The 24720-nt window shown below is 34.5% G+C and carries 25 protein-coding genes; 4 read left to right on the forward strand and 21 right to left on the reverse strand.

Features of this window, described 5'->3' with window-relative positions; all coding sequences use genetic code 11:
- Nucleotides 1–22: 22 nt before the first annotated feature.
- Entirely contained in the window at nt 23–454 is a 432-nt protein-coding gene (msrB, locus tag JF76_RS05300) for a peptide-methionine (R)-S-oxide reductase MsrB (protein WP_045928126.1), read from the reverse strand.
- 159 nt (nt 455–613) lie between these two features.
- Here msrB and JF76_RS05305 point away from each other — a divergent pair, with 159 nt between their 5' ends.
- Together JF76_RS05305 and tpx are read left to right on the forward strand one after the other, a co-directional pair.
- The gene (locus tag JF76_RS05305) at nt 614–1798 is read left to right on the forward strand and encodes a pyridoxal phosphate-dependent aminotransferase (RefSeq protein WP_045928127.1); all 1185 of its coding nucleotides are present in this window, start codon (nt 614–616) and stop codon (nt 1796–1798) included.
- A 90-nt stretch (nt 1799–1888) separates the two neighbouring features.
- Nucleotides 1889–2383 carry a thiol peroxidase gene (gene tpx / locus JF76_RS05310; protein ID WP_034979750.1) on the forward strand — a complete coding sequence of 165 codons (495 nt, stop codon included), beginning with the start codon at nt 1889–1891 and terminating at the stop codon, nt 2381–2383.
- A gap of 49 nt (nt 2384–2432) precedes the next feature.
- Here the strand turns inward: tpx and JF76_RS05315 are convergent, their stop codons facing one another.
- The 15 genes from JF76_RS05315 to prmA all read right to left on the reverse strand — a co-directional run bounded on the left by JF76_RS05315 (nt 2433) and on the right by prmA (nt 18654).
- Entirely contained in the window at nt 2433–2933 is a 501-nt protein-coding gene (locus JF76_RS05315; RefSeq protein ID WP_045928128.1) for an NUDIX hydrolase, read from the reverse strand.
- 98 nt (nt 2934–3031) lie between these two features.
- Nucleotides 3032–4522, reverse strand: coding sequence for a xylulokinase (gene xylB / locus JF76_RS05320; protein WP_045928129.1), 1491 nt, complete (start codon nt 4520–4522; stop codon nt 3032–3034).
- Nucleotides 4522–5247, reverse strand: a complete 726-nt coding sequence (locus JF76_RS05325; protein WP_045928130.1) for a D-lyxose/D-mannose family sugar isomerase — start codon at nt 5245–5247, stop codon at nt 4522–4524. The genes xylB and JF76_RS05325 overlap by 1 nt, the downstream gene beginning before the upstream one ends.
- Nucleotides 5225–6214 (reverse strand): aldose 1-epimerase family protein, encoded by a 990-nt coding sequence (locus JF76_RS05330; protein ID WP_045928131.1) that lies wholly within the window; start codon nt 6212–6214, stop codon nt 5225–5227. Before JF76_RS05330 ends, JF76_RS05325 begins: the two co-directional genes overlap by 23 nt.
- Nucleotides 6215–7303 (reverse strand): PTS fructose transporter subunit IIC, encoded by a 1089-nt coding sequence (locus JF76_RS05335; RefSeq protein WP_045928132.1) that lies wholly within the window; start codon nt 7301–7303, stop codon nt 6215–6217. It lies immediately after the preceding gene.
- 10 nt (nt 7304–7313) lie between these two features.
- Nucleotides 7314–7628, reverse strand: a complete 315-nt coding sequence (locus tag JF76_RS05340) for a PTS fructose transporter subunit IIB (protein ID WP_045928133.1) — start codon at nt 7626–7628, stop codon at nt 7314–7316.
- 15 nt (nt 7629–7643) lie between these two features.
- Nucleotides 7644–8099, reverse strand: coding sequence for a PTS sugar transporter subunit IIA (locus JF76_RS05345; RefSeq protein ID WP_045928134.1), 456 nt, complete (start codon nt 8097–8099; stop codon nt 7644–7646).
- 18 nt (nt 8100–8117) lie between these two features.
- A complete protein-coding gene (locus JF76_RS05350; protein ID WP_034979728.1) occupies nt 8118–9062 on the reverse strand; it encodes a ketose-bisphosphate aldolase in 945 nt (314 codons plus the stop codon).
- 78 nt (nt 9063–9140) lie between these two features.
- A complete protein-coding gene (locus JF76_RS05355; protein WP_045928135.1) occupies nt 9141–9605 on the reverse strand; it encodes a PTS sugar transporter subunit IIA in 465 nt (154 codons plus the stop codon).
- Nucleotides 9565–11049: a BglG family transcription antiterminator gene (locus JF76_RS05360; protein WP_045928136.1), complete on the reverse strand. Its 1485-nt coding sequence runs from the start codon at nt 11047–11049 to the stop codon at nt 9565–9567. The genes JF76_RS05355 and JF76_RS05360 overlap by 41 nt, the downstream gene beginning before the upstream one ends.
- A 162-nt stretch (nt 11050–11211) precedes the next feature.
- Nucleotides 11212–13053: an aspartate--tRNA ligase gene (gene aspS / locus JF76_RS05365; RefSeq protein WP_045928137.1), complete on the reverse strand. Its 1842-nt coding sequence runs from the start codon at nt 13051–13053 to the stop codon at nt 11212–11214.
- A 3-nt stretch (nt 13054–13056) separates the two neighbouring features.
- Nucleotides 13057–14343: a histidine--tRNA ligase gene (hisS, locus tag JF76_RS05370; RefSeq protein WP_045928138.1), complete on the reverse strand. Its 1287-nt coding sequence runs from the start codon at nt 14341–14343 to the stop codon at nt 13057–13059.
- A gap of 270 nt (nt 14344–14613) precedes the next feature.
- Nucleotides 14614–15051 carry a D-aminoacyl-tRNA deacylase gene (gene dtd, locus JF76_RS05375; protein ID WP_045928139.1) on the reverse strand — a complete coding sequence of 146 codons (438 nt, stop codon included), beginning with the start codon at nt 15049–15051 and terminating at the stop codon, nt 14614–14616.
- Nucleotides 15051–17291 carry a RelA/SpoT family protein gene (locus tag JF76_RS05380; protein WP_045928140.1) on the reverse strand — a complete coding sequence of 747 codons (2241 nt, stop codon included), beginning with the start codon at nt 17289–17291 and terminating at the stop codon, nt 15051–15053. The genes dtd and JF76_RS05380 overlap by 1 nt, the downstream gene beginning before the upstream one ends.
- Before the next feature lie 418 nt (nt 17292–17709).
- On the reverse strand, nt 17710–18654 hold the full coding sequence (prmA, locus tag JF76_RS05390; protein WP_045928142.1) for a 50S ribosomal protein L11 methyltransferase: 945 nt from the start codon (nt 18652–18654) through the stop codon (nt 17710–17712).
- A gap of 63 nt (nt 18655–18717) precedes the next feature.
- Here prmA and ybaK point away from each other — a divergent pair, with 63 nt between their 5' ends.
- Both ybaK and JF76_RS05400 read left to right on the forward strand, forming a co-directional pair.
- Nucleotides 18718–19218: a Cys-tRNA(Pro) deacylase gene (ybaK, locus tag JF76_RS05395; RefSeq protein WP_045928143.1), complete on the forward strand. Its 501-nt coding sequence runs from the start codon at nt 18718–18720 to the stop codon at nt 19216–19218.
- Nucleotides 19219–19342: 124 nt separating this feature from the next.
- Nucleotides 19343–20287: a sugar-binding transcriptional regulator gene (locus tag JF76_RS05400; RefSeq protein WP_045928144.1), complete on the forward strand. Its 945-nt coding sequence runs from the start codon at nt 19343–19345 to the stop codon at nt 20285–20287.
- 2 nt (nt 20288–20289) lie between these two features.
- On the opposite strand, the gene citX is transcribed toward JF76_RS05400, so the two are convergent.
- The 5 genes from citX to citC all read right to left on the reverse strand — a co-directional run bounded on the left by citX (nt 20290) and on the right by citC (nt 24708).
- Entirely contained in the window at nt 20290–20838 is a 549-nt protein-coding gene (gene citX, locus JF76_RS05405) for a citrate lyase holo-[acyl-carrier protein] synthase (protein ID WP_045928145.1), read from the reverse strand.
- 85 nt (nt 20839–20923) lie between these two features.
- Nucleotides 20924–22462: a citrate lyase subunit alpha gene (gene citF / locus JF76_RS05410; protein WP_109586340.1), complete on the reverse strand. Its 1539-nt coding sequence runs from the start codon at nt 22460–22462 to the stop codon at nt 20924–20926.
- The gene (locus tag JF76_RS05415; RefSeq protein ID WP_045928147.1) at nt 22452–23366 is read right to left on the reverse strand and encodes an aldolase/citrate lyase family protein; all 915 of its coding nucleotides are present in this window, start codon (nt 23364–23366) and stop codon (nt 22452–22454) included. The genes citF and JF76_RS05415 overlap by 11 nt, the downstream gene beginning before the upstream one ends.
- On the reverse strand, nt 23367–23663 hold the full coding sequence (citD, locus tag JF76_RS05420) for a citrate lyase acyl carrier protein (protein WP_045928148.1): 297 nt from the start codon (nt 23661–23663) through the stop codon (nt 23367–23369).
- Entirely contained in the window at nt 23653–24708 is a 1056-nt protein-coding gene (gene citC / locus JF76_RS05425; protein ID WP_045928149.1) for a [citrate (pro-3S)-lyase] ligase, read from the reverse strand. Before citC ends, citD begins: the two co-directional genes overlap by 11 nt.
- Between the last annotated feature and the right edge of the window lie 12 nt (nt 24709–24720).

The following is a 24720-nucleotide window of genomic DNA, read 5'->3' on the forward strand; positions in this document are numbered from 1 at the left end:
GTTCTTTTTTACATAATTTAGATTATTTAAAAAGCTTTTTATATTCTCCGTAACCTTTTTGTTCTAATTGCTCATAAGGGATGAAGGCTAAAGCTGAAGAATTGATACAATATCTCAAGCCACCTTTATCAGTTGGACCATCATCAAAAACGTGTCCTAAATGGGAGTCACCTTCAGGACTCTTCACCTCTGTTCGTTCCATATTATGAGATTGATCACGGTGATAAACTAACTTTTTTATTGGTCGTGTAAAACTGGGCCAACCACATCCTGCATCATATTTGTCTTCACTTGAAAAGAGTGGTTCACCTGATACAATATCAACATAAATTCCTTTTTGATAAAAATCATCGTATTTGCCTTTGAATGGGTAATCAGTTGCAGCTTGCTGAGTCACTTGGTACTGATCGGGAATTAACTGCTTCAATCTCTTATTTTTCTCATTTTGATCCATAAATCACACACTCCTTACGTGTATATACCCAATATAACAAAAATAACTAGCATACACTAACTATAAACTCACTAAAATAATACTTTTTCTTAATTTTATTTAAGTTCATGCTGGGTTATAATATGGTTTCAAGAAAAATAGGAAGGATCTTATTGTGTTATGCCACATTTAGCAAAAAACTTATCTGCAAAAATAAATTCTAGAATTAGAAACTTACCTAATTCTGAAATCAGATCTTTTAGTCAAAAAATTTCTCAAATTCCTGGGATAATAAAATTAACCATTGGTGAGCCTGATTTAAATACTCCTGAACATATAAAACGAGCGGCCATTAATGATATTAATAGCAATGACTCCCATTATGCGCCAGAAGCTGGTAAAGAAAAATACTTAAGTTCCGTCAGCAAATATTTAAAAAAGAGTTTGGGTGTAAGCTATGATCCTAAAAGTGAAATTTGTGCTATTGTAGGTGTTTCAGAGGGACTGAATATTGCCGCCATGGCTTTGTTAAATCCGGGAGAAAAAATCATTGTCCCTACCCCGGTTTGGGAAGTTTATTTTGGTATTATAAAAATGGCCGGTGGTATACCTGTACAAGTTGATACTTCTGCTGATAATTTTCTTTTAACAGCCAAAAAGCTGACTGAGACGCTTGAAAATGAAGGCAAAGGAGCAAAAGCTGTTATCATTACTGACCCCTCTAACCCAACAGGTCGAGTATACTCAAAGCAAAACTTACAAGAGTTAGCAGACGTTATCACTAAATATGATATATTTGCAGTAAGTGATGAAATTTATGCGGAATTAATTTACGGTGATAGGAAACATTATTCTCTGACACAGATTATTCCGGAAAGAACTGTTTTGTTATCGGGGCTGTCAAAAAGCTTTGCAATGACTGGTTGGAGAATCGGTTATATCGCGGGGCCTGCTGAGTTAATGAAGTCAATGATCAAAATACATTCTTTCATGATTTCTTCTGTAACTGATAATGTTCAAATTGCAGCTTCAGAGGCATTAGAACATGGCGATCAGGACTATATTGAAGCCAGGGAAAAATACCAAAAGCGTTTATATCTTCTTCAGGATGGTCTAAAGAAGAACGGTTATACCATGGCTACACCAGAAGGAGCTTTTTATATTTTCGCTAAAATACCAAGTAAATTCGGCTGTGACGATGTCGCCTTTGCTAAAGATTTAGCTGAAAAAGCCAAAGTTGGGGTTACACCTGGAAGTTATTTTGGTGCTGGAGGTCATGGATACGTTCGCTTTTCATATGCATCTTCTGAAGAAAAGCTCAAAGAGGCTATTAAGCGTATTACTGATTACACTAATAATAACTAAAAAAGCTAATTTCTTGGGATATTCAACTCTAGTAGTTTAAAATTTAAAGTGTAGTCATTTATATTTTTAACAAGAGAAAGGGTTAAGATTATGCAAGTAACAATGAAAAGTCAACCTCTGTCAACAAATGGTGAACCACCAAAAGTGGGAGAAGAATTACCAAGTTTCAAGGTAAAACAGGCAGACGGTTCTATTGTTTCAATGGAAGAATTAGTTGACAAACCTACTTTAATCAGTGTGGTACCTAATATTAATACCAGCGTCTGCAGTATTTCTACTAAACGTTTTAACGGTGAAGTTGATAAGTTTAACGGTATCAATTTTTATACTATTTCTACCAATACTCCAGAAGAGCAGAAAAACTGGTGTGCAGCAGAAGGTGTTTCAAAGATGAAACTCTTGTCTGATGATTCATTTGATTTTGGCAAAAACATGGGCTTATTTATTGAAGCTAATAACTTAGATTCCAGAAGCGTTTGGATCGTTGATGCAGATAAAAAAGTTTTGTACCAAGAACTTATTCAGGAATTAACTAACGAGCCTAATTACGATAAGGCTTTAGATTTTTTACAAAGTTTAAAATAATCTAGTTAAAAGCGGTTAAGGAAATAATTTCCTTAACCGCTTTTTTACTTTAAAAAACAGGTTTATCAAGTACAATCCACTTATCAAAAGTTTGATCTGCTAAATCAAAATTGTCTGGGTTTAATAAAAATTGCTTAGCTTTAACTACTAAAGGCGAAGAATTTGCAATACTTATCTTTGCTAATGGTATCCTGATTGCTCCTAATGAGTCTTGACCGGCAAATTGTTTAACTTCTCCTTGAACTTTACCAATAGTTTTCTTTATTTCATAAAAAACACAAATATGTTGATTAAAATGCCATTGTTCATAATCCCAAGGGTATTTAAATGAAGTAACACCAATTTGCCTGTAATCTTGAACTATTAAGCCTGTTTCTTCATTTACTTCACGCTTAACTGTATGGTTTAATGACTCCCCGTCTTCTAAACTACCTCCTGGTAAGTCGTAGCGATTAATATAAGGACCACCATGTTTTTTTATTACAACTAGATTTTGCTGATCACCAATAATGCCATAACAACCAAAAGCTCGATGAAACTTGTCAGTCATATGATTTCCTCCTAATATCCAAATGAGAATGGATTATAATTTTCTCACTATTTAATATTAAAAGCAAAGCAATTTTAAATTATTCAGTAATAGGCATTTTAAAGTTCTGCTGCTGCTCTGGCTAGAGGTGCCGTGGATGAATATATTTTTTGATAAAGATTATAATATTTATTATAAAGTACAGAATTATGTTGATTGGGTGCGATGATATCATTATATCTCACAAATAAATTAATACAGCTTTCCCAATTTTTAAACCATTGGCATCCCATAGCTGCAATCATAGCGGCTCCAATTCCAGGTCCTTGTTCATTTTTTAATGAAATAATTTTTTTACCGAATACGTCAGCTTGCAGTTTCAGCCAAAATTTACTTTTTGCACCTCCACCAATACAAACGATTTTTTCAATAGTCTTATTATTTTGCTCGTAAATCGATATTAAATCTCGCAAACTGTATGTAATTCCTTCTATCACTGCTCGGCAAAAATCATTTTTCGTCAATATTTTACTAATTCCTGTGAAGCTTCCGCGGATATAAGAATCCGAGTAAGGAGTCCTTTCACCATTAATATAAGGTGTAAAAAAAAGTTTATTTGCACCTAAATTTGAATTCTGAGCCATTAAAAGCAAGTCATTAAAAGATTTTTCGGGAAAGAAAGTATCCTTAAACCAGCTTAAAGATTCTCCTGCTGCTAATGTTACTCCCATAGAGTAAAAATGATGAGCAACCGCGTGATGTTCCATTTGCAACGTCCCCTCATATGGTGTGTGAGGATTTTGCTCATCAGCTAAAACAACTCCTGATGTACCAATACTACACAGTAAATTTTGAGAATTTAAAATACCAGATCCAATTGCTGCAACGGCGTTATCTCCTCCCCCAGCAAAAATCTTTGCATCTTTATTCAGACCAGTTTGCTCACAAACTTCTTGCAAGGGAAATCCAACAAAGTCTGTGGAATTTACAAGAGTGGGACAACAATACTTAGGAATATTAAAAAAATTCAAAATTTTATTACTCCAGCGGTTTTGTGCAATGTCTAAAATTATTGTTCCGGTAGCATCTGAATAATCCATATTTATTTTTCCGGTCATTTTATATCTAACATAGTCTTTAGGCATCATAAAGTATCTAATTTTTGCAAAATTATCAGGTTCATTTTCTTGTAACCATAACAATTTTGGTAAGGTAAAACCTGCAGTAGCTTTGTTACCGGTAATTTCTACTATTTCTTTACCAAAATTTTTGTTTATGTAATCAGCCTCATTTGCTGTTCTGCCGTCGTTCCATAATATTGCTGGTCGAATTATTTGTTTATTTTTATCCAAAATTACCAAGCTGTGCATTTGACCAGAAAATGATATCCCGTCTATTTTAGCCAAGTCTTTTAGCTTGCTCATAATTTTTTTAACCGCATCTAAAGTTGCATGAACCCAGTCATTTGGATTTTGCTCGCTAAAACCTTCTGCCGGATTATAGACTGGATAATCTTCTATTTCTTGATCTATTATTCTTCCTAATTGATCTAGACAACTGACTTTTACGGCACTTGTGCCTAAATCAATTCCTAATACATATTTTTCCATCATTTATTCTCGTATGGTTTAAACTGAAAATTTAGTTTTTTTGACCAAATTGGATAGTCACCGAATAGCAGCCGATAAGGAAGCTCGTCCTCTTCTATTTCTGGAATCCGGGGAATTGGTTTATAAAAATGATTATCTAAATTATCATTATTGGTTTTTGAGACCTCCCAAGCCATAACTTTGCCAGTTCCTGACTCAACATCCCACTTATGGTAAATTCCAGGTGTTGCAGTTAAACTTTCACCTGGTTCTAACTTGATGGTTGTTCCAGCAGGAACCACTAGTTTTTCTCCATCTTTAACTATTTTAACTTCACTTTTATGATCAATTTCACCAGTTTTTGTCGAATTCCAGACTCTAATTAATAAATTTCCTCCACCACGATTAATAGTATCCTCTTCTTTTAGCTTATGAAAATGGTACGGCAACTCTTGTCCTTCTTCTAAGAATAATATTTTTTCACAATAAGGTTTTGGATAAATGTCAGTATGCTCATAATTGCCATTCCTAAACGTAAAAGCCACTAGGCCATATTTTGCAAAATTTTTACTGCCAAAATCGGTTACATCCCAGCCCAACATATTATCAACAATTTCGCGATAACGTTCATTGAGTCCAGTCCAATCATTAATATTCCAACTCGCGAACTGAGGAAAATAAACTTGGTGCTTTTTTGCAAAATCAATATTTTTTTGAAGGATTTTATTTATTTGCGATCTTTTCATTTTTTACCTCACTAAAATCAAATTGTAGGTTAAATGCAATTCTTTCATCTGGTTTGATATATTTTAATTTATTATTTTTATTAGCTTGGATAAAACCATTTACATCGTTTGTACCGGGCTCTAATCCTAAAACATAGTTTTTGTTTCTTTCCAAACGCCATTCATTCAAAATCGGGAGTGTTTTACTACTAAATTTAACTTTTAACGAAAGGTTTGTTCTTGGACTAATCAAACTATATTCAGATTTTTTTAAAGTATGAAAATATACTTGTTCAGGCTCAGCTATATTAGGTTTCTTTAATTTAAACGGATAACTACCTTTTATTCTCTGATATTTACGGTTGAAACTTTTTTCTGGCTGGAAAAATATTTCAGTGTCGGGTGTTAAAAACGGATAACCAAAATTATTATGATACAAAAGCATATACGGTACAGTGTCATCTCCGGCATTTATTAAAGTGTCATCTATACGTATACTTGTCTCATTAGTACTTACAGTGATTTTGCGGTGTAATATTAAGTTTGGACCAAACATGACTGAATCAGCAATGTTACCTTCAACCTGAATTTTGTTTTTTAAAATTTCATAACTAAAATTATATGCAGGCGTATTGCTAACTGTACCGTGTAAACCGCGCCTATTATCAGAGCTTCCCATATATGCCAATCCACCTGTTGTTAAAAATCCAACATTGAAATTGCGCATAAAGCCTTTATCTTCATCCTCATTAAAGTAAGTACTGTTTACAAGACCTGTTGCCGATAAAAACGATATGTTTTTTCCATTCAACTTTAATTCTACTATATCCATGCCTCTGTCTAATGCCACTGTAAGTGAAAAGCCACTGGCAGTGGCTATTTCAAAAGCCTTTAATCCAGTAGCTTTTCCCTCGAGAAATTGAATATATTTGACAGAGTTTAGTTGAGCCTTATTGCCAACATATATTTCTGAATTCTCTTTTCTCATTTATCCTATACTTATATCTCCTAAATCAACATCTTTTTCTTCTTTCTTTTCGTTCTCTGCGCTAACAGGTCTTTTTAAAATGAAGAAAACGATACCGGTGACTAAACTACCTATGAGAAGAGCAATTAAAAATTGGACAGGTTTTGACATAGTAGGAACTGCAAATAAACCAGAAGCAGGAATTTTTGAATCTGCACCCCATAACATTGAAAGTCCGCCACCTATTGCTCCACCACAAGCAGTTGAAACTATTGATCTCCACAAATCGTTTAAAACAATAGGTAAACTTCCTTCGGTGATTTCACATATACCCATGGGAAAAGCCGTTTTTAGTGTGTCTACTTCCGTTTGTGTGTAAATTTTCTTATGAAATAGTTTTTCAAGGAAATATGCAAAAGTAAAACCAAATGGCGTTACCATAGAAGCCAAAATTAGAACAGTGATTGGCTCATTGACTCCTTCTGCCTGCATTGCTAATACAAAAGCAAAGACTGTCTTGTTAATGGCCCCACCATAATCGACTGATGCCAAAATGCCAATAATAGCACCATAAAGGAATTTTTGACTCGATGGTAATTGAGTTAGATATCTGGTAAGCATTTTTTGCCCTTCGGCAATTGGCGCGCCTAATATGTAAAACATGACGGCAGCCGACAAAATTGATGATAAAAATGGTATTATCAAAGTCGGCATTAGACCTTGTGCCCAATTAGGTACTTTTATTGTTTTTACAATTAAAATTGTAAACCAACCGGCAACATAGCCTCCGATTAAACCTCCCAGGAACCCAGCTTTAATCATATTTGAAATAAGACCAACTAAAAATCCTGGAGCTATTCCTGGCTTGTCAGCAATTGCAAAAGAAACTCCGGTTGAAACAACAACAGGAAGAAGTCCTAAAATTAAGCTCCCGGCTGTACTAAAAGCATCCCATATTCCAATAGTACCAGTAAAGTTGGTAATGTTTTTACCGCCAAAGATATTTCCAACTGCTAATAACAATCCTCCCGCAACAACAACGGGAATCAAATATGAGATTGCCGTCAAAGCCGGTTCTTTAATTTTGACTATAATTTTATTTTCAGCCATTTTTAAACCTCTATTTAACATTTAATGCAGAATGCAATTTTTTCATTAATTTGTTTGGACTTTGTATTGCAGTATCTGTTGAAATTTGGACAATTTTTTTGCCCTTAAATCTTTCTCTTCCCGTTACTTTTACATCAACTGCTAGTAAAACAACATCAGCTTCTTTAATATCTTCTGGTTTCAGTGCATCTTCAGTACCGATAGTACCCTGAGTTTCAATATGAATTGTGTCTCCACAATCTTTAGCAGCTTGTTCCAATTTTTCTTTTGCAATATAAGTGTGAGCTATTCCCGCAGAACAAGCTGTTATGCCAACAATTTTCATTCATAAACATCTCCTTTATTCTTTAAAAGCATCAATCACTTCCTGAGTGCTTTCAGCTTTTTTCAATTTGTCAACAACTTGCTTATGTCCTAATCTCCCTGCAAATATTGACAATAGTTTTAATTGATTTTTTGCTGAATTGGTATCATTGCTTACAGCAAACAAAATAACTATTCTAATCTTCTCGTTATCCAATGATTCCCATTCAATGCCATGTTTCAAAATTCCAATAGCAACACCTATTCGTTTGACATCATCACTTTTTCCATGAGGGATTGCTATGCCTTGACCTATTCCGGTTAAGCCTTCTTTTTCTCGTAAATAAATATCTTGGACAAAGGGGTCAACTTTATCAATATAATTTGCATTTTTGAGCAACTCTGCTAATTGCACTATAACTTCATATTTATTTTTAGCATTAAGCCCAATTTTTATAACCTTAGGATCCAAAACAGAAGTAATATTTTCCATATGTAAAACCAAATACTTTTATGCCTTAAATGTTTCAGTCTGGAAGTTTTCGATTTTGTAAGGTACTTCAACTGGCTCTTCGTGTTCAAAATATAGATGGGTTCTATTAGTTGCCTTGCAGAGTTCATTCTTATGATGTACAACTTTTTGTTCTTCAATCATTGCTTCTGGAAACATTAATTTTGGCTCGCGCATTTCATTTGGATCACTGTTATCGAGCAAATGGCGCAAACCAGTTGCAAACGCAATTTTGATATCACTTGAAATGTTTATTTTATTGATGCCATTGTCAATTGCTTCTTGAATTTTATCGTCAGGATTATTTGAAGCTCCGTGCAAAACTAATGGTACATCTACAGCTTCTGAAACTTGTTTTGCAATTTCCGGTTTCAATTTAGGCTGTACATCTTTAGGGTAAAGACCGTGGGCAGTACCAATTGCAATTGCCAAAGAATCAACATTTGTTTTCTCAACAAAATCCCTAGCCATTTCAGGTGTAGTGTAATGTACATCGTTTGTTAAATGTCCGTTGACATCATAGCCAGTATCAGCTATTGTTCCTATTTCAGCTTCAACTGATATTCCAGTGGCATGAGCTGCCTCGACCACCTTTTTTGTAGTGGCAATATTTTCATCATATGGTTTCATAGAGCAATCAATCATAACGCTGGTGAAGCCTAGATGAATAGCATGAATGCAGTCTTCATAACTAGCACCATGATCTAAATGTAAAGCAATTGGCAAATCTGTTTTGTTAATGCCCTGTAAAACTTGCCCCACAAAGTTATCACGCAAAAATGCCAGCTCGGTGGGATGAATCGCCATTATAAAAGGTGTTTGATCTTCAATACACTTTTCCAGAGTTGCTGTAAAAAGTTGTCCAGATCCAGCGTTGTAAGCTGGTATTGCAAAGTGATTTTTATGTGCTACATCCAATAATCTTTTTCCTGTTACTAAAACCATTTTTACCTCCAAAAATTAATAAATTACATTTTCTGAAAAACAAACTTTTTATGGTCCACTTTTCATGATCTTCCTCCTTTACAAGTATTTTTCTATTTCTTCTGCTGTTTGACATTGACTTATTTTGGAAATGACGTTTTTATCTGCAAATTTACGGAAAATTTTGATCAATCTTTTGATTCTCGGACTATTCTTTTGAGATTTACGGCTAATCAATAAAATAAAACAAGTATCTACAGCAGTACTATCTGGACATTTCCATTCATCTATTTTCTGAGCTAACTTACAAATTATTAAATTAGGAATTACATTTTCTTCTAAGATGATATGAGGAAAGGCAATACCATTTCCAAAAGAAGTGTTTTTAACCTTTTCCCTGGCCTGCAAGCTTTTAAAAAGTTCTTTTTGTGATAATTTTTTTTGATTGGCAACGCTTTTGGATATCAGAGAAAAAAGTTCTTTTTTAGTAATTTTTTGGTCAACATTTATTTTTATAAAAAAATCATCGCTGCTTTTGGATTCTGTAGACTGCTTGTCTGACATTTTTTTCATCTTCTTTTGTTAAAAAAGCACTAACTAGTTCAACTGGTACATTGGTTTTTACCGATAATGGAACTGTACTTATCAGCAAGTCAATATTCTTATGTTTTTTTAGTATGTCTTCTATCTCGAGGTTAGAACCTAAGCCTATGACCTTTAAATCAGGCAATAATTTTCTTATTTTTGTTGAAATTATTTCTGAAGTACCAATCCCTGTTGTACAAATAATATAAACACGTACCCTTTTATTCCTACGCGGTTGAGCTTCTATGTATTTAACGAAGTAAAGGCATATAAAACCTGTTTCATTATCTGAAATTTCTGGTAAGTGAAATTCACGTTCCACCTGTTTTGAAGCTAACTTAGTAGCTTCAAAAACTTTCTCATATTCCAATTTAATATCATTTAATAAAGCATTTGGTAAGGATACTTGCATTTTTAATCGAATGATCATTGAAAAAATATGATTTTTAATATCATTCAGTATATATTTGCTAAAACCGGTATTTAAAAATTGTGAAACCAATGTAATGTATTCTTGAGAAACTCGTTCTGCTAATTTATGATCATCAGAAGTTATTTCACTTTTTTTCTCACTAAATCTAGAGGAAATTAGATATTCAAATAAGTAGTAGGTTTCAACTTCTAAAGATAATGGCTGTACATTTAAATAATTTTCAATATTTTGAATAATTTTCTGGCAAATCTTGAAAATTTCAGGATTTGCCTTCGATTTTCTTGTTATACTGGATTTTGACTCAACTGAATAATTTACTGATTTAAATTTTCTTGCTCTGCTTAACAGAATATAAATATGTGTAAAAAAATTAATATTATAAGGATAAGGAAGATTGTTATTTAGAGATTTCATTGCCAGTTTTAATTGTTCTAAGGCGAAGTCAAAATCTTGGTCATCATATTGTCCAATACTATTTCGCAAACTACTAATTTCTGTTGTATTGTTAACATGTAAAACTACTTCAATAATGGCATTTCTAATATTTTTTTCTGTTCCTTTGATGCTTAAAAAACGTTGTTTGCGAATTAATGACAGATTCCATCTTTTAATTTTTGCAGAAATCATTTTTTCATCATTTTGAATTACTGCTTCACTAACATATAAACTATTAATAATATCTGTAATTGAAACTGCTTTAGGAGATGCAATTAAGAGCCTGGTTAAAATATTTTCTTGACGTTCATTGATTTCCGAAAAAGCAGCAGATTTTTTATTTTCGTACTTTAAATAATTTTGATAAACTAATTCAAATCCCTTACTTCTTTTAGAAATAATTATTTTTTCTGGAAAATTCTGATTTAACTGATTGATCCTCCTAATTATCGTTTTACGTGAGACGTTTAATTTTTGCGAAATTTTAGCCGAAGAATTGAAACCATGATTTACTTTTAAATAGTTGATTATGGATTGATTCAAATCTTTAACCATTTCTTTTCTCCTTCCGACATTTTTATTATATAAGTCTGTGTAAGCGCTACATCATAAGAAAATGTCCCCAATCAAAATTGAATGAGGACAAATAAAAAAGCAAAAGAGCTGTGTATAATTTTCACAGCTCTTTTGCTTTAGTTAAAAATACTTTATACTTTCCTAATCCCAACTGGTATTTTGTGCAGCATCTTTTTCGGCTTGTACTTTCAAGTTTGCTTCAATTTTGGCTACATCGTCTTGATACTTATCTTCGACCTCAATACCCAAATCAGTTAATTGTTGTTCAGATACAGGAGCAGGTGCATGCATCATTGGTTCTGAAGCATTGGCATTTTTCGGGAATGCCAATACATCACGGATATTATCTTTTTCAGCAAGCAGCATTGCAAAACGGTCAAGCCCGATGGCAAGTCCTGCATGTGGTGGAAAGCCCATATCCAAAGCTTCAAGAAGGTAGCCAAATTGTTCATAGGCACGTTTTTTGGTAAAACCGAGTGCCTTAAACATTTTTTCCTGAATTGAACGCTTGTGAATACGTATTGAACCTCCACCCAATTCATCACCGTTCATAACAATATCATAGCTGCGAGCGTGAGCCTTGTGCGGTTCAGTATCCAATAATTTAATACCTTCATCATCGGGCATAGTGAATGGATGGTGCGCTGCAATCCATCTACCGAATCCTTCATCATATTCAAATAATGGCCAATCAACCACCCAGACAAAGTTAAATACATGTTTTGGAATAATATTTGTTTCTTTAGCGAATTCACGACGCAAATGGTCAAGCGAGTCGCAGCAAACTTTCCATTTATCCGCAATAAATACGACTAATTCGCCGCCTTGCAAGTTAAATTCATTGATTAAAGAAGCTTTATTTTCATCAGTTAAGAATCGAGAAATTGGACCAGAGAACTCACCATCTTCAAATTTGACCCAAGCCAAACCTTTTGCATGGTAGCGCTTAATATAGTCCTGCTTTTTCTCAATTTGTTTGCGAGAGAATTTTTGAGCACCATTTTTAACTGCAATCCCTTTAACAAAGCCACCATTGGCAATAGCACCAGAGAATACTTTAAAAGCACTATCCTTAAAGATTGGACTTAAGTCGTGAATCAACATGCCAAAACGAGTGTCTGGTTTATCTGTTCCGTAATTATTCATTGAATCTGTCCAGGAAATGCGGTCAATTGGAGTTTTCAGATCAATTCCCATTACGTCTTTCATGATTTTCTTGAGCAAGCCTTCAGTGTAGTCTTGTACCTGCTGCTCATCGGTAAAAGAAGTTTCCATATCAATCTGAGTGAATTCAGGTTGCCTGTCACCCCGCAAATCTTCGTCTCTAAAGCATCTAGCTAACTGATAATATTTATCAAAGCCTGCTCCCATCAATAGCTGCTTGAAAAGCTGGGGAGATTGTGGCAGAGCGTAAAAACTGCCAGGATAAATTCTAGACGGTACCAAATAATCACGAGCACCTTCAGGTGAAGATTTTCCTAAAATTGGTGTTTCAATATCAATGAAACCATTTTGATCAAAAAATTCATGTGTTGCTCGTAAAATTTTTGACCGTAAAATGATAGCATTTTGCAAGTTGGGTCTACGCAAATCCAAATAGCGATACTTTAGCCGAGTCTGTTCGGCAACTTCAACATTATCTTTAACTTCAAACGGCGGATTCTTGGCTTTGTTCAACACATTGATTTCTTTAGCCTCGACTTCGACTTCTCCCGTTTTCATGTCAGGATTAATACTTGAACGCTTAACTACTTTACCTTTAACCTGAATTACATATTCATTTCCTAGTGAATCTGCAATAGCCATTAACTCTTGGCCTGAATCATGATTAACTACAACTTGGACAAGACCTTCTCGATCGCGTAAATCAATAAACACCAGATTACCTAGATTTCGCACACGTTGTACCCAGCCGTACAAATTTACACTCTGATTAATAAATTTTGATGTGATATTACCACAATAGTCAGTTCTTTTTTCCATTTTTTATTCCTTTAATTGTTTCATTACCGCATTCATATCTTCAAGATCGTTGAAATTAAACTTAAATGTTTTAGCATCAGCAAGTCTTTTAACATTTAAAACTTCGGCAGCTAACTCTTTGTCGCCGAGTGTAATGACGTATTTAGCTTTAGCTCTATCAGCTTTTTTAAATTGGGCTTTTAACTTCTTTTGATCAACATCATATTGAACTTTTAAACCTTGCTTACGCAACAAACGAGCAATTTCGACAGTTTTTACTTCGGTTCCTTGACCAATATTGGCAATAAAGAAATCAATACCCTGATCTTTAAAAAGTTCGGGATTTTGTTTTTGTAAAACCAGCATTAAGCGTTCTTCGCCTATACCGAAACCGACTGCAGGTGTTCTTGGTCCGTCAAATTCTTCTACTAAATTATCATAACGACCACCGCCAAGAATTGTTGAAGCAGATTCCCAAATACTTTTATCCTCAACCATAAATTCAAAGATTACACCAGTATAATAATCAAGTCCGCGAACCAAATCATTATCAATCACATAATTAATTTTTAATTGATCCAGTATCTTTAAAATTAGGTCAAAATTTTCTTTTGATTCCTGGTCCAAATAATCAACTATTTTAGGTGCTTTAGGCAAAAATTGCTTATCCTGTTCATCTTTGGAATCTAAAATTCGCAAAGGATTCTTTTCTAACCGTCTTTTTGAGTCATCAGAAAGCTGGTCTCTGACAGGCTTAAAATAATTGACCAATGCATCATGATAATCTTGACGAACTTGTGCATTACCCAGCGTATTAATATGTAACTCATAATTTTTTACACCGAGTTTGGCTAATAAATCATGAGCCAAAACAATTGTTTCTATGTCAGCTAAGGGATTAGAAGAACCAAAGCTCTCAATTCCTATTTGGTGAAATTCACGTTGACGACCTGCTTGAGGTCTTTCATAGCGAAAAGTTGATTCAATATAATAAACATTTAAAGGCTTCACTACTTCTGGTGCATAAAGCTTATCTTCAACGTAAGCACGCACAACTCCAGCTGTTCCTTCAGGTCTTAAGGCAATGTGTCTGCCACCTTTATCATTAAAATCATACATTTCTTTTTCAACTACATCAGAAGTTTCACCACTTGAACGTGAAAAAACATTGTAATTTTCAAAACTGGGTGTGCGAATTTCGCGATAATTTGCTCGTTTAAAAAAATCACGTAAAATTTGTTCTATCTTTTCCCATGATCCAGATTCATCTGGCAAAATATCAACTGTTCCTTTAGGTCTTTGAACTCTCATTTAATCATCCTTTTAATAAAAAAACGTCCTTGAATAAATCAAGGGCGCTCTGATTTAGCACGGTACCACCTTTTACCTGCTGCGAATAACGCTCGCGATGCGATCATTATCTGGTAAAGGGGTCACAGTTAGTTTTTTACCACCCTTTCACTAAAAACAGGTGGTCTCTGAATAAAAATACTAAACTTCAGTCTTTGTCATTGATAATTCTTTTTTAGAATATATTTTTCCTAGCAAAAAGTCAACCTGTAGTACTACTATGCATGATATTTACAAATCCAATACGATTGTGAAAGGTCCATCATTTTGTAAATCAACTTGCATGTCAGCACCAAATTCACCTGTTTCTACAGTTAAACCCAATTTCTCTAGTTCTTCATTAAACTGTTTCCATAACTCTTTTGATTTTGGTGGCCTCATTGCATTGATAAAACTTGGTCGATTGCCTTTCTTGGTATCTGCTAACAATGTAAACTGACTGACACTTAAAATCTGTCCGTCTACATCTTTAATTGCTAAATTAGTTTTACCATTTTCATCTTCAAAGATACGCATTTTGGCAATTTTAGCAGCGGCTTTTTTAACGACTTCAGCTCCATCGCCTTCTTTTAAACCAACTAGCAGTAATAAACCCTTGGAAATTTGTCCTACTGTATTTTCAGCTATTTTTACACTAGCCCTGTTAACTCTTTGAATCACAATCCGCATTAATTATCAGCCCTCCTTGTCTGGTATACATCTGGTATATCCCTTAACTTGGTCAAAATGCCATCTAGCTGAGCTGAATTGTTGACTGCCACTGTAGCATATATATGGGCAATATTATCCTCATTAACCTTACCAGAAATATTATTAATATTCGGAGTTAACGTATTTAACTTTGTAATAACATCAGTAAGCAGCTTGCCTCGGTTGTAACCAAAAACTTCAATATTTGCATTAAATGCTTGAGCACTGTTTTCTTCAACATTTTCCCATTGAACTTCGATCAGTCTGCCCTTGCTTTCATAATTATTTACAATGTTGCGACAATCTGTTCGATGAATTGTCACGCCGCGACCTTTTGTAACATAGCCGACTATGTCGTCTCCTGGGACTGGGTTGCAGCACTTGGCTAAATGAAGCATCAGATCACTTATGCCTTGAATCATAACACCATTTTTGTGCTTGATCTTCATTGCCTTAGAATCTTTTTTACTTGGTGAATTTTCCGAAACTGATTTTTGCCCTGAATTCAGAATTTCTTCTTCAAGTTGCTGTTGCTTTTTCTTTTCATTTTCGTGCCGTATATCCGCAGTTAGCCTGTTGACCACACCAATTGCTGAGAGATCACCAAAACCAATTGAAGCATACATTTCATCGGCAGTGTGGTAATTTATTTGCTCCAAAAGAGGTTCAATATGTTCTTTCGACATAAATACTTTGGGTGAAAGTCCTTGCTCACGCAGTTTGTCGGCAACCATTTGCTCGCCCTGTTCAATACTATGGTCACGATCAAGATTTCTAAAGTACCGGCGAATTTTGTTGCGTGCGCGCGAGGTCTTAACTAAATCAACCCAGTCGCGTGATGGGGTGGCATTAGATTGAGTCATGATTTCAATGACATCACCATTTTTTAACTTATAATCTAATGGTACTAATTTGCCATTGACTTTAGCTCCAACTGCATGGCTACCCACTTGAGTATGGATTTCATAAGCAAAATCTAAGGTAACTGAACCTTTTGGCAGTTCATAGACTTCACCTTTAGGAGTAAAAACATAAACGCGATCAGAGAAGATTTCACTTTTAACGCTTTTCATGAATTCATCAGCGTCTGAAGTTTCATCTTTTAATTCTAAAATTTCACGGACCATGTCCAATTTTTCATTTGAGCTGGTTTGTTCTACGCCTTTAAAATTTCCCCTCTTATATGCCCAGTGAGCAGCCACACCATATTCAGCAACTTCATGCATTTGTTCGGTTCTGATTTGTATTTCTAATGGTCTGCCACCAGGGCCAATAATCGTAGTATGAAGTGACTGGTAGCCGTTAACCTTAGGCACAGCAATATAATCTTTAAAGCGGCCCGGCATTGGTTTCCATTTAGTATGAACTGCTCCCAAAACTGCATAACAGTCTTTAACCGTTTTAACAATCACGCGTACTGCCAACAAGTCATAAATTTCATTAAAATCTTTATGCTTGTTGACCATTTTCTTATAAATAGAATAGATATGCTTAGGACGACCATATATTTCATACTTGATTCCCAGACTATCCAAGCTTTCTTTAAGTGTCTTGATCGCATCTTGAATATATTTTTCTCTTTGACTACGTTTAAGACTCATTAAATTAACAATGCGGTAATATGCTTTTGGATTTAAATAATGAAAACTCATATCTTCGAGTTCCCATTTAACTGTTCCAATACCCAAACGATCGGCTAAAGGCGCATATATATCCATTGTCTCCGATGCAATTCTGCGTTGCTTATCAGGGCGTAAATGCTCTAATGTATGCATATTATGCAGTCTGTCTGCCAGCTTGACCATAATCACACGAATATCTTTTGCCATTGCAATCAACATTTTTCTGTGATTTTCAGCTAAAAATTCTTGGTGTGATTTGTATTGGTATTTATTTAACTTAGTGACGCCATCTACTATAAAAGCTACATCTTTACCGAAGTTTTCTTTAATATCGTCATTGGTCACTGGGGTATCTTCTACAGTATCATGTAAGAATCCCGCAGCTACTGTATCAGGGTCAAGACTTAATTGAGCAAGAGTGCCAGCAACTTGGGTAGGATGAACGATGTATGGTTGTCCAGAAGCTCTTTTTTGATCTTTATGAGCATTTTCAGCAAATTTATATGCTTTTTCAACAAATGCAATTTGATCATCATTCATATATTTTTTACAGGTATCTATCACCTGCTCATGTGTCATTTCAATGTACTTTGACATAGAATATCGCCCCTTCTAGCACTAACCATAGATTTGATTATCCATTAAACCAAATATTTCCAAAATCAGGTAAATTAACCCAAATAAAAAATTGTAATTGGCATATTTCAATAAAACAATTAAGCAAAAACAGCCCGGCATAAACAATAGCCAATAGTGCCTTAAATTAAGTGCTTTAATCAATTTGCCAATGTGATAGCTGATTATGCTGTTGAGTACTATAAATAAGAGACCCACACGATAAATAGTCCCTATTGAAAACAGGCTAAATAAGAGTGGCAAAATCATGACTAATATACTCCAGCAAATTACTGGTGTTATCTTATAGCTATTTAACTTTTTAAAAAAAGGAATATTTTTTAGTTTATCAATCAACTTGTCAGTTCCTTACTAATTTAATTATCTATTATAACTCTATTTAGTTATCTTTTCTTTCAATAATTAGCCCAATCCAACGTCCTTGTTGCATTGATAATATAATTTGGAATCCATTGGTAGTTAAAGCTGTCCTGATTTTTTCTATCTGGTCACAATCTATCCCAGAAAAAATCACTTTTCCATTAGAGTTTAAATGCTCATTCAATTCTGGAATCAAATCAAGTAAAATTTCAGCTAAAATATTTGCTACAATAATATCATATTTACCCTTAACTTTATTTAATAAATTCGTTTTCTGCAGTTTTATATTATTTAAATTATTTAAAGATATATTCTCATTAGCAGCAGTTATTGCCTCGTCAGATATATCTGTCGCTAAAACAGAACTTGCACCCAAAATAGATGAAGCAATAGCTAAAATCCCAGAACCGGTGCCAACATCACAAACAGTTTTTGGCTTGACTAAAGTTTGTTCCAATCCTAACAGTGCTAATTGAGTAGTCTTGTGTGAACCTGTTCCAAATGCTAGGCCTGGATCAAGCTTAACTACTTTCTGGTCTTTAAACGCGGGCTCATATTTTTCCCATTCAGGAACTATTGCCATGTGTCTAGAAAACGCAATTGGATGATAAAATTTTTGCCATACTGTATTCCAGTCTTCATCTTTAATATAAGAAGCACTCACTTTAGCCTGGCCTATTTTCAAACCATAGCTTTTTAATTCAGACAACTTTTTTTGGAACTTTTTAACTAAATCTGCCTTATCTTGTTCTGTGTCAAAATACGCTAAGAATTGCATATCCTCAGGTAAATCTTTTATTTCGTCTAATTTAACAATAGTTGAATCAGATTCCCAACCTGCTTGTTCAAAGTCCGAGCGCCTTCGTGTTTCAGTACCCAAACAGTGCAGTACATCATGACTATATATATTTAGTGCATCTTCAACTTCATGACTAGTTTCTATTTTAATAATTAATAATTTCATTATTTTTTTAACTCCCTTTTTATTTTTCCTTTTATCAATGCTATCATTATAAAGGTGATCATTATGTCAAAAAAGAAAAACAAGATTGAAAAAACACTTGTTGAAAAAATATTGGATAGAAATAAGATTTCTTATCGACAAGCAGAATTTGCTACACATAAAGATTCAGGTGGTGTAGCAAAAATGGATACATCTATTCTAAACGAGAATGAGCACTTGGTCTATAAAACTCTCGTGTGCTGTGGAAATAAGACACCTGCTTTAGTAGCTGTAATTCCAGTAACCGAACATTTAAGCATGAAAAAACTAGCCAAAAATTCAGGTAATAAAAAATGTGAAATGTTACCTTTGAAAGATTTAGAAAAAACCACCGGTTATGTACATGGTGCCAATACTCCTATTGGAATCTATTTTAAACATCAATTTCCCATTTTTCTCGATAATAGCATGATTAAAGAAAATGAAATTGCTGTCTCAAGTGGCAAAATCGGACGGAGTTTATATCTAAATCCACGGGACTTGCAAAAAATTACACATGCAAAATTTTGTGATTTACTAGAATAAAATAAAACTTAAATTTTATCTTTTAAAAATTTTTCTACAAAAAAGTTGCTTAAGTTTTAGTATTAAAACTTTCTTTCTAATATAATTAAAACAAATGTAAAGTATAAAGAATAGGAATAAGCAAATGACATTGTTAACAGATGAACAACTTGCGAATATCGCACATGACTATTTTTTGAGCAAGCTAAACATTGCAGAAATCTCGAAAAAGTATAATCTCTCTCGTTATCTTATAGCTAAAGCAATAGAAGAAGCCGAAGATAAGGGAATTGTGAAAATTAGTATTTATCAAAGTCCTAAACGGGCACAAAAACTTGAGCGTGAATTCCAAAGACTCTTTGATTTAAAAGAAGTTTATATCTTAGAAGATAAAGAAACCAAAAATCAAGATAATGAAATGATTGTTAACTTTGCAGCTAAACAAATACAGAATTATATTAATTCCGCTCATGTCATAGGTTTAACTTGGGGAACTCTCTTAAGAGACATCATTGATGATTTTTCAGTAGAAACGCGTGATGATTTGACTTTTGTACAGTTGTTAGGTCAAGTGGTTAATGCAAGCAAGCGTAAACTGCCATTGATTCAACATGCTGCCAATAAGTTCAGCGCAAAATGTCTAACTTTTCCTGCCCCTCTTTATGCGATTGATCCCACTTTAGTAAAAAAGGTTCATAAAGAACCATATTATGAATACATAGAAAAATATTTCTCACAGCTCGACCTAGTATTTGCAAGTATCGGAACATTCCAGTCGTTAGAATCAGGTCAATTCTTTATGGATCATTATGCTGACAAACTATTTGCTGGTCTGGAGAAAAATCAATTAGCAGGAATTATTTTTGGCAGGCCTTATGATATTAAAGGACGCTTTTATAGTCCCATTGAACCACATATATCTGGTATCAGCCTCTCTAATATTTTTGCAATTCCTGATCGCTTTGTAATTGTTAGAAATCGCTTTAAAGAAGATGCTCTTTTGGGAGCGTTAAGGACAGGCGTAATTACTCACTTGATCACTACTAGTGGAATAGCAGAAAGAGTTTTACATAAGAATGACACTCTTTAGTTTTAATCAGACGTTATCTCCTGTCTATACAAATTAGTGATATAATTTTGTAATTCCGTGACTGAATGTCTTCTCGAACGAGCACATTCTTTAGCAGGTCTTGAACATAAAAAACATCTGCGAACAGACATACCCAATTCTTTGCGGGATATGGCCTGTTTTTGCTTATTAATTAAAACATCAGCATCAAAAAGTCGATTTAGTTTTTGATGATCTTCAAATTCAACTGCTTTTTCTTTTACAACTCTGTAGTTACTATTAACAAGGTAAAAATTTTCTGGACCTGTTACTTTTTCCCAATGTTCATAAAGAATAAAAGGCAAATTACTGCTTTGAAAAATTTTTTCTAAATCAAAAATACCTTCGGCAAATATTTTTTCTAAATAACAATTGTTTTTAATAGGTCCAGGAATATTCAATTTAACATCCAATAGTGTAATCTTTGGAAACTTTTGTAAAATTTCTTGTTGAAGCTTGACTCGTTTATCTTTATTTTCCAGTACTTCAGCTATACTCTGAGGCTGACCCTTGTCAAAAATTGATTTTATCATTCTGGTATTCACTTCTTTTTATATTATAACTAAAAATGTGAGAACAAGTTCCAGCTCATTCTCACACTTTTTTAAAAATAAATAATTAGTCTTTTACCTGCTTAATAGTATCAATAATTGTGCCGTCTCGATACTGAATTAAAGCAACAGTGCGATCAGTATATGCCAGTGGTTTTGGTACCCCAACCTGCTCTTGAGCCATTTTTTGAAGTTCCTTAATATCAACCACATTGAGTTCTGGAACCTTGGCAAAAGCATCTATGAGATCTTTACGGCGTGGATTAATTGCAATTCCTCTTTCAGTTACCAAAACATCAATTGAATCACCAGGAGTTACAACTGTTTCGACTGCTGGAACAACAGTCGCATTTCGTCCACGTACTAATGGAGCAGTAATAATAGTCATTTTAGCTGCAGCCGCATCTTGATGACCACCAATAGCGCCGCGGATAACACCATCAGAACCGGTCATTACATTAACGTTAAAATCTGTATCAATCTGTAAAGCCGAAAGAATAGCAACATCTAAATTATTAACTACTGCCCCTTTATTGTGAGGATCGGCATACCAAGAAGCATCAATTTCTTGTTGATTTTTATTCTTAGCCATTGATGCCGCAGCACCTTTATCAAAATCCTGCACATCCATAATTTTTTTGACTAGGCCTTCCTCAAGTAAGTCGGTTGTAGGCTTGGTAATGCCACCTAGAGCAAACGATGCTGTGATACCATCTTTTAACATGGATTCTCTTAAATACCTGGTCACAGCAAGAGCAGCTCCACCAGATCCTGTCTGAAAAGAAAATCCTTGTTTATAATAAGGTGAATTGGTAATTACCTGATTAACGGTTTGAGCTATCTTTAACTCTTTCGGATCTTTAGTAAAGCGAGTAGCTCCTGAACCTATTTTATCTGCATCACCGATTTGATCAACCTTAACAACGTAATCGACCTGGGTTTGTTTAATAGAAGCAGGAGTATTTGGATAATCAACAATGTTGTCTGTCAATAAAACTACTTTATTCGCATATTGAGAGTCAATCAATGCGTATCCTAAAGAACCGAATACGGCATCTCCTTCTTGACCATTAGCGTTTCCTGCAGGATCAGAATTAGGGACACCTAAAAAGGCAACATCAATTTTGATTTCTCCTTCTTCAATTGAACGAGCCCGATTGCCGTGAGAACGGAAAATCACTGGATTCTCCAGCCCACCGTGGGAAACAAAATCCCCTAAGCTGCCTCTCATTCCAGAAGAAGTAATATTGGTAATGACACCCTTTTTAATTGCTTCAATTACTTTGTCATTCATAACACCAGTCAAAGAAGAAGGAGCTAAAGTCAAATCCTGATAACCCATTTTAATAATTAAATCCATTACTTTGTTAAAAGCAAAATCGCCATTTCTAAAGTGATGGTGAAACGAAATGGTCATACCGTCTTTTAGTGTCTTTTTGATAACTTCCTCTAAAGAGTCGACCACTTTTGATTCACCAGTAGTAACTTGCACTTTGGGTGCAACTCTCTTTACTTCAGGATTTCCAACTACAACAGACTCAAATGGTTTAAGATTCATATCAGTCATCAAATCATCCGGCAAATTGCGCTTTACTTTATTCTCCAATGTAATTACCCTCCTCATCAATTAAATTCGAAGCTTTTGCTGTTTCAATAACGCGATCAGCTTTTTCAACTACAGGTTTGTCAACCATCTTACCGTTCATCGAAATTACTCCAGAACCTTTTGCTTTTGCTTCCTGAATTGCATTTTGCACAGCAAGTGCATTTTCAATTTCGTCTTTAGTAGGATTGAATACTTTATTAACCATTGGAATTTGCCGTGGATTGACCAAAGACTTACCATCATACCCAAGTTCATAAATATATTTTGTCTCGCGGTAAAATCCCTCGGTGTCGTTCATATTTGAAAAAACTGTATCGAAGGCATAAACATCTGCAGCTCTAGCAGCTTGTAAAACCATGTTGCGAGCAAATTCAAGTTCACGTCCGTCAGGGTAACGATGGGTGTGCATATCAGCAGTATAATCTTCACCTGAAACTGCCAAGCCCATCATCAAAGGCGTTGCAGTAGCAATTTCAGGTGCATTAAGAACACCTTTAGCACTTTCAATCGCAGCCATTACGCCAATAGAACCTTTTTCAACGCCATATTCTTCTTCTGCCTTTTCCATATCAGATACTAATTTTTTAATCATTGCAGCTGATTCAGTTTTTGGCAGACGAATAACATCGACTCCTGCTCGCACCATTGCCTTTACATCTTCGTCATAAAAAGGCGTATCTTGACCATTAATTCTGACAACTACTTCTGCACCACCGAAATCAACAGTTTTAATGGCATTAAATACTAACATTCTCGCTGCATCTTTTTCAGTTAGAGAAACTGCATCTTCCAAATCTAACATAATGGAGTCAGCACCATAGATACCGGCATCCTTAACCATTGCTGGATTATTTCCCGGTACAAACATCATTGTTCGACGCAAACGATTTTTTATGTAAGTCATTTATTGCAATACCTCCAATCTTGGTTTATCCGTTGTTTCGGTTGCTCTTTGAACCGCAGCTAATGTACGTGCAGCAATCACACAGTCAAGGGCCCCTTTATCAGTAGCCTTAACTTTCGCATTTTCAATTCCGAATTTTTTAAGAGTATCAGTTATTACTTTTTTGATCTGATCTCCGTAAGATTTGGCTACTTCGGATTCCAAGTCAATTTCAATACCATTTTGACCAGCCGATACCATTATTTGAATATCTGAAGATTCTAAAGTTCCTGCCACTCCAACAGTCTTAATTTCCATTGATGTTCATTCCTTTCTTTATTCTTTCTTGTAAAATTTGATAGTTTTTATTAATAAAATCAAATGTAGTTGGCGGGACTAAATTTGAAATGTCCTTTAATTCATCACTTTTGATCAATTGACGGACACGTGTAGCTGTAATTATTTGATCGTTATTGCAAAAGCGTTTGACAATTTCAACGTCAATTTTGGGACTAAGTGTGTTTTTTAAGCTTTGATTATAGAAATTAGTTGTTCTTGAAAATGGTTCAGTACCCAAATAACGTTTTTTTATTGCCAGTTTCGGTGCAATAGTATTTTTAAAAATTAACGCATCAATCTCCGTTTGCGTGGCGATCAGTTCATCAGGTGATTTTAAAAAGTATGCCGGAAAAGTTGATTGAGAAACTAGATAGTCCCCACCGCTAATTACTAACACGTTTGGGTATTCAGAAGTTCCTTTTTTTACCAGTTCCATTCTTTCACTCGTTTTAAATAATGAAGCATCCGTAGCAACAACAAACACATATACCAGATCATTCTCGCTACTAGCAAGTTTTACCAAGGCCTGATGACCTAAAGTAAACGGATTAGCATTCATGACAATTGCAGCAACTTTTTTATGATTTTGGTCTTCTATTCTGGGAATTTTGGCTAAAAAATCCTGAATATTTGGTGTGCCACTCTCTAAAAAAGCAGCCTCATCAGTATGAGCCAGTTCCTTAAAATTTAAATGAGAAAAACTGGCAGAATATTTTGCTTTAGTAAATACAAATGAATGATAAATTTTTTGACTAAAAAGGTATTCTTCTAGAGCTGAAACTATCTGATTAAATCTTGCTCCCTGAACAGATGCATCATTTGAAACAGCGATATATTTGAGAACATTTCCAGCAATGCTACCTGTGCCAACTAATTGACCATCTTCATCAATTAGGCCAACTGTATGATCAATCACAGCAACTTCACGAGAACTAAAATTATTAATTCCTTGACTAACCAGGAAATTTTGCCACCTTTGTTTTGTTTTTGGTAACCTTAAAAAAAGTTCTACGGTCTTATCCATTTTCCCATTCTC

Origin of the sequence: Lactobacillus kullabergensis (assembly GCF_000967195.1) — a bacterium.
GTDB lineage: Bacteria > Bacillota > Bacilli > Lactobacillales > Lactobacillaceae > Lactobacillus > Lactobacillus kullabergensis.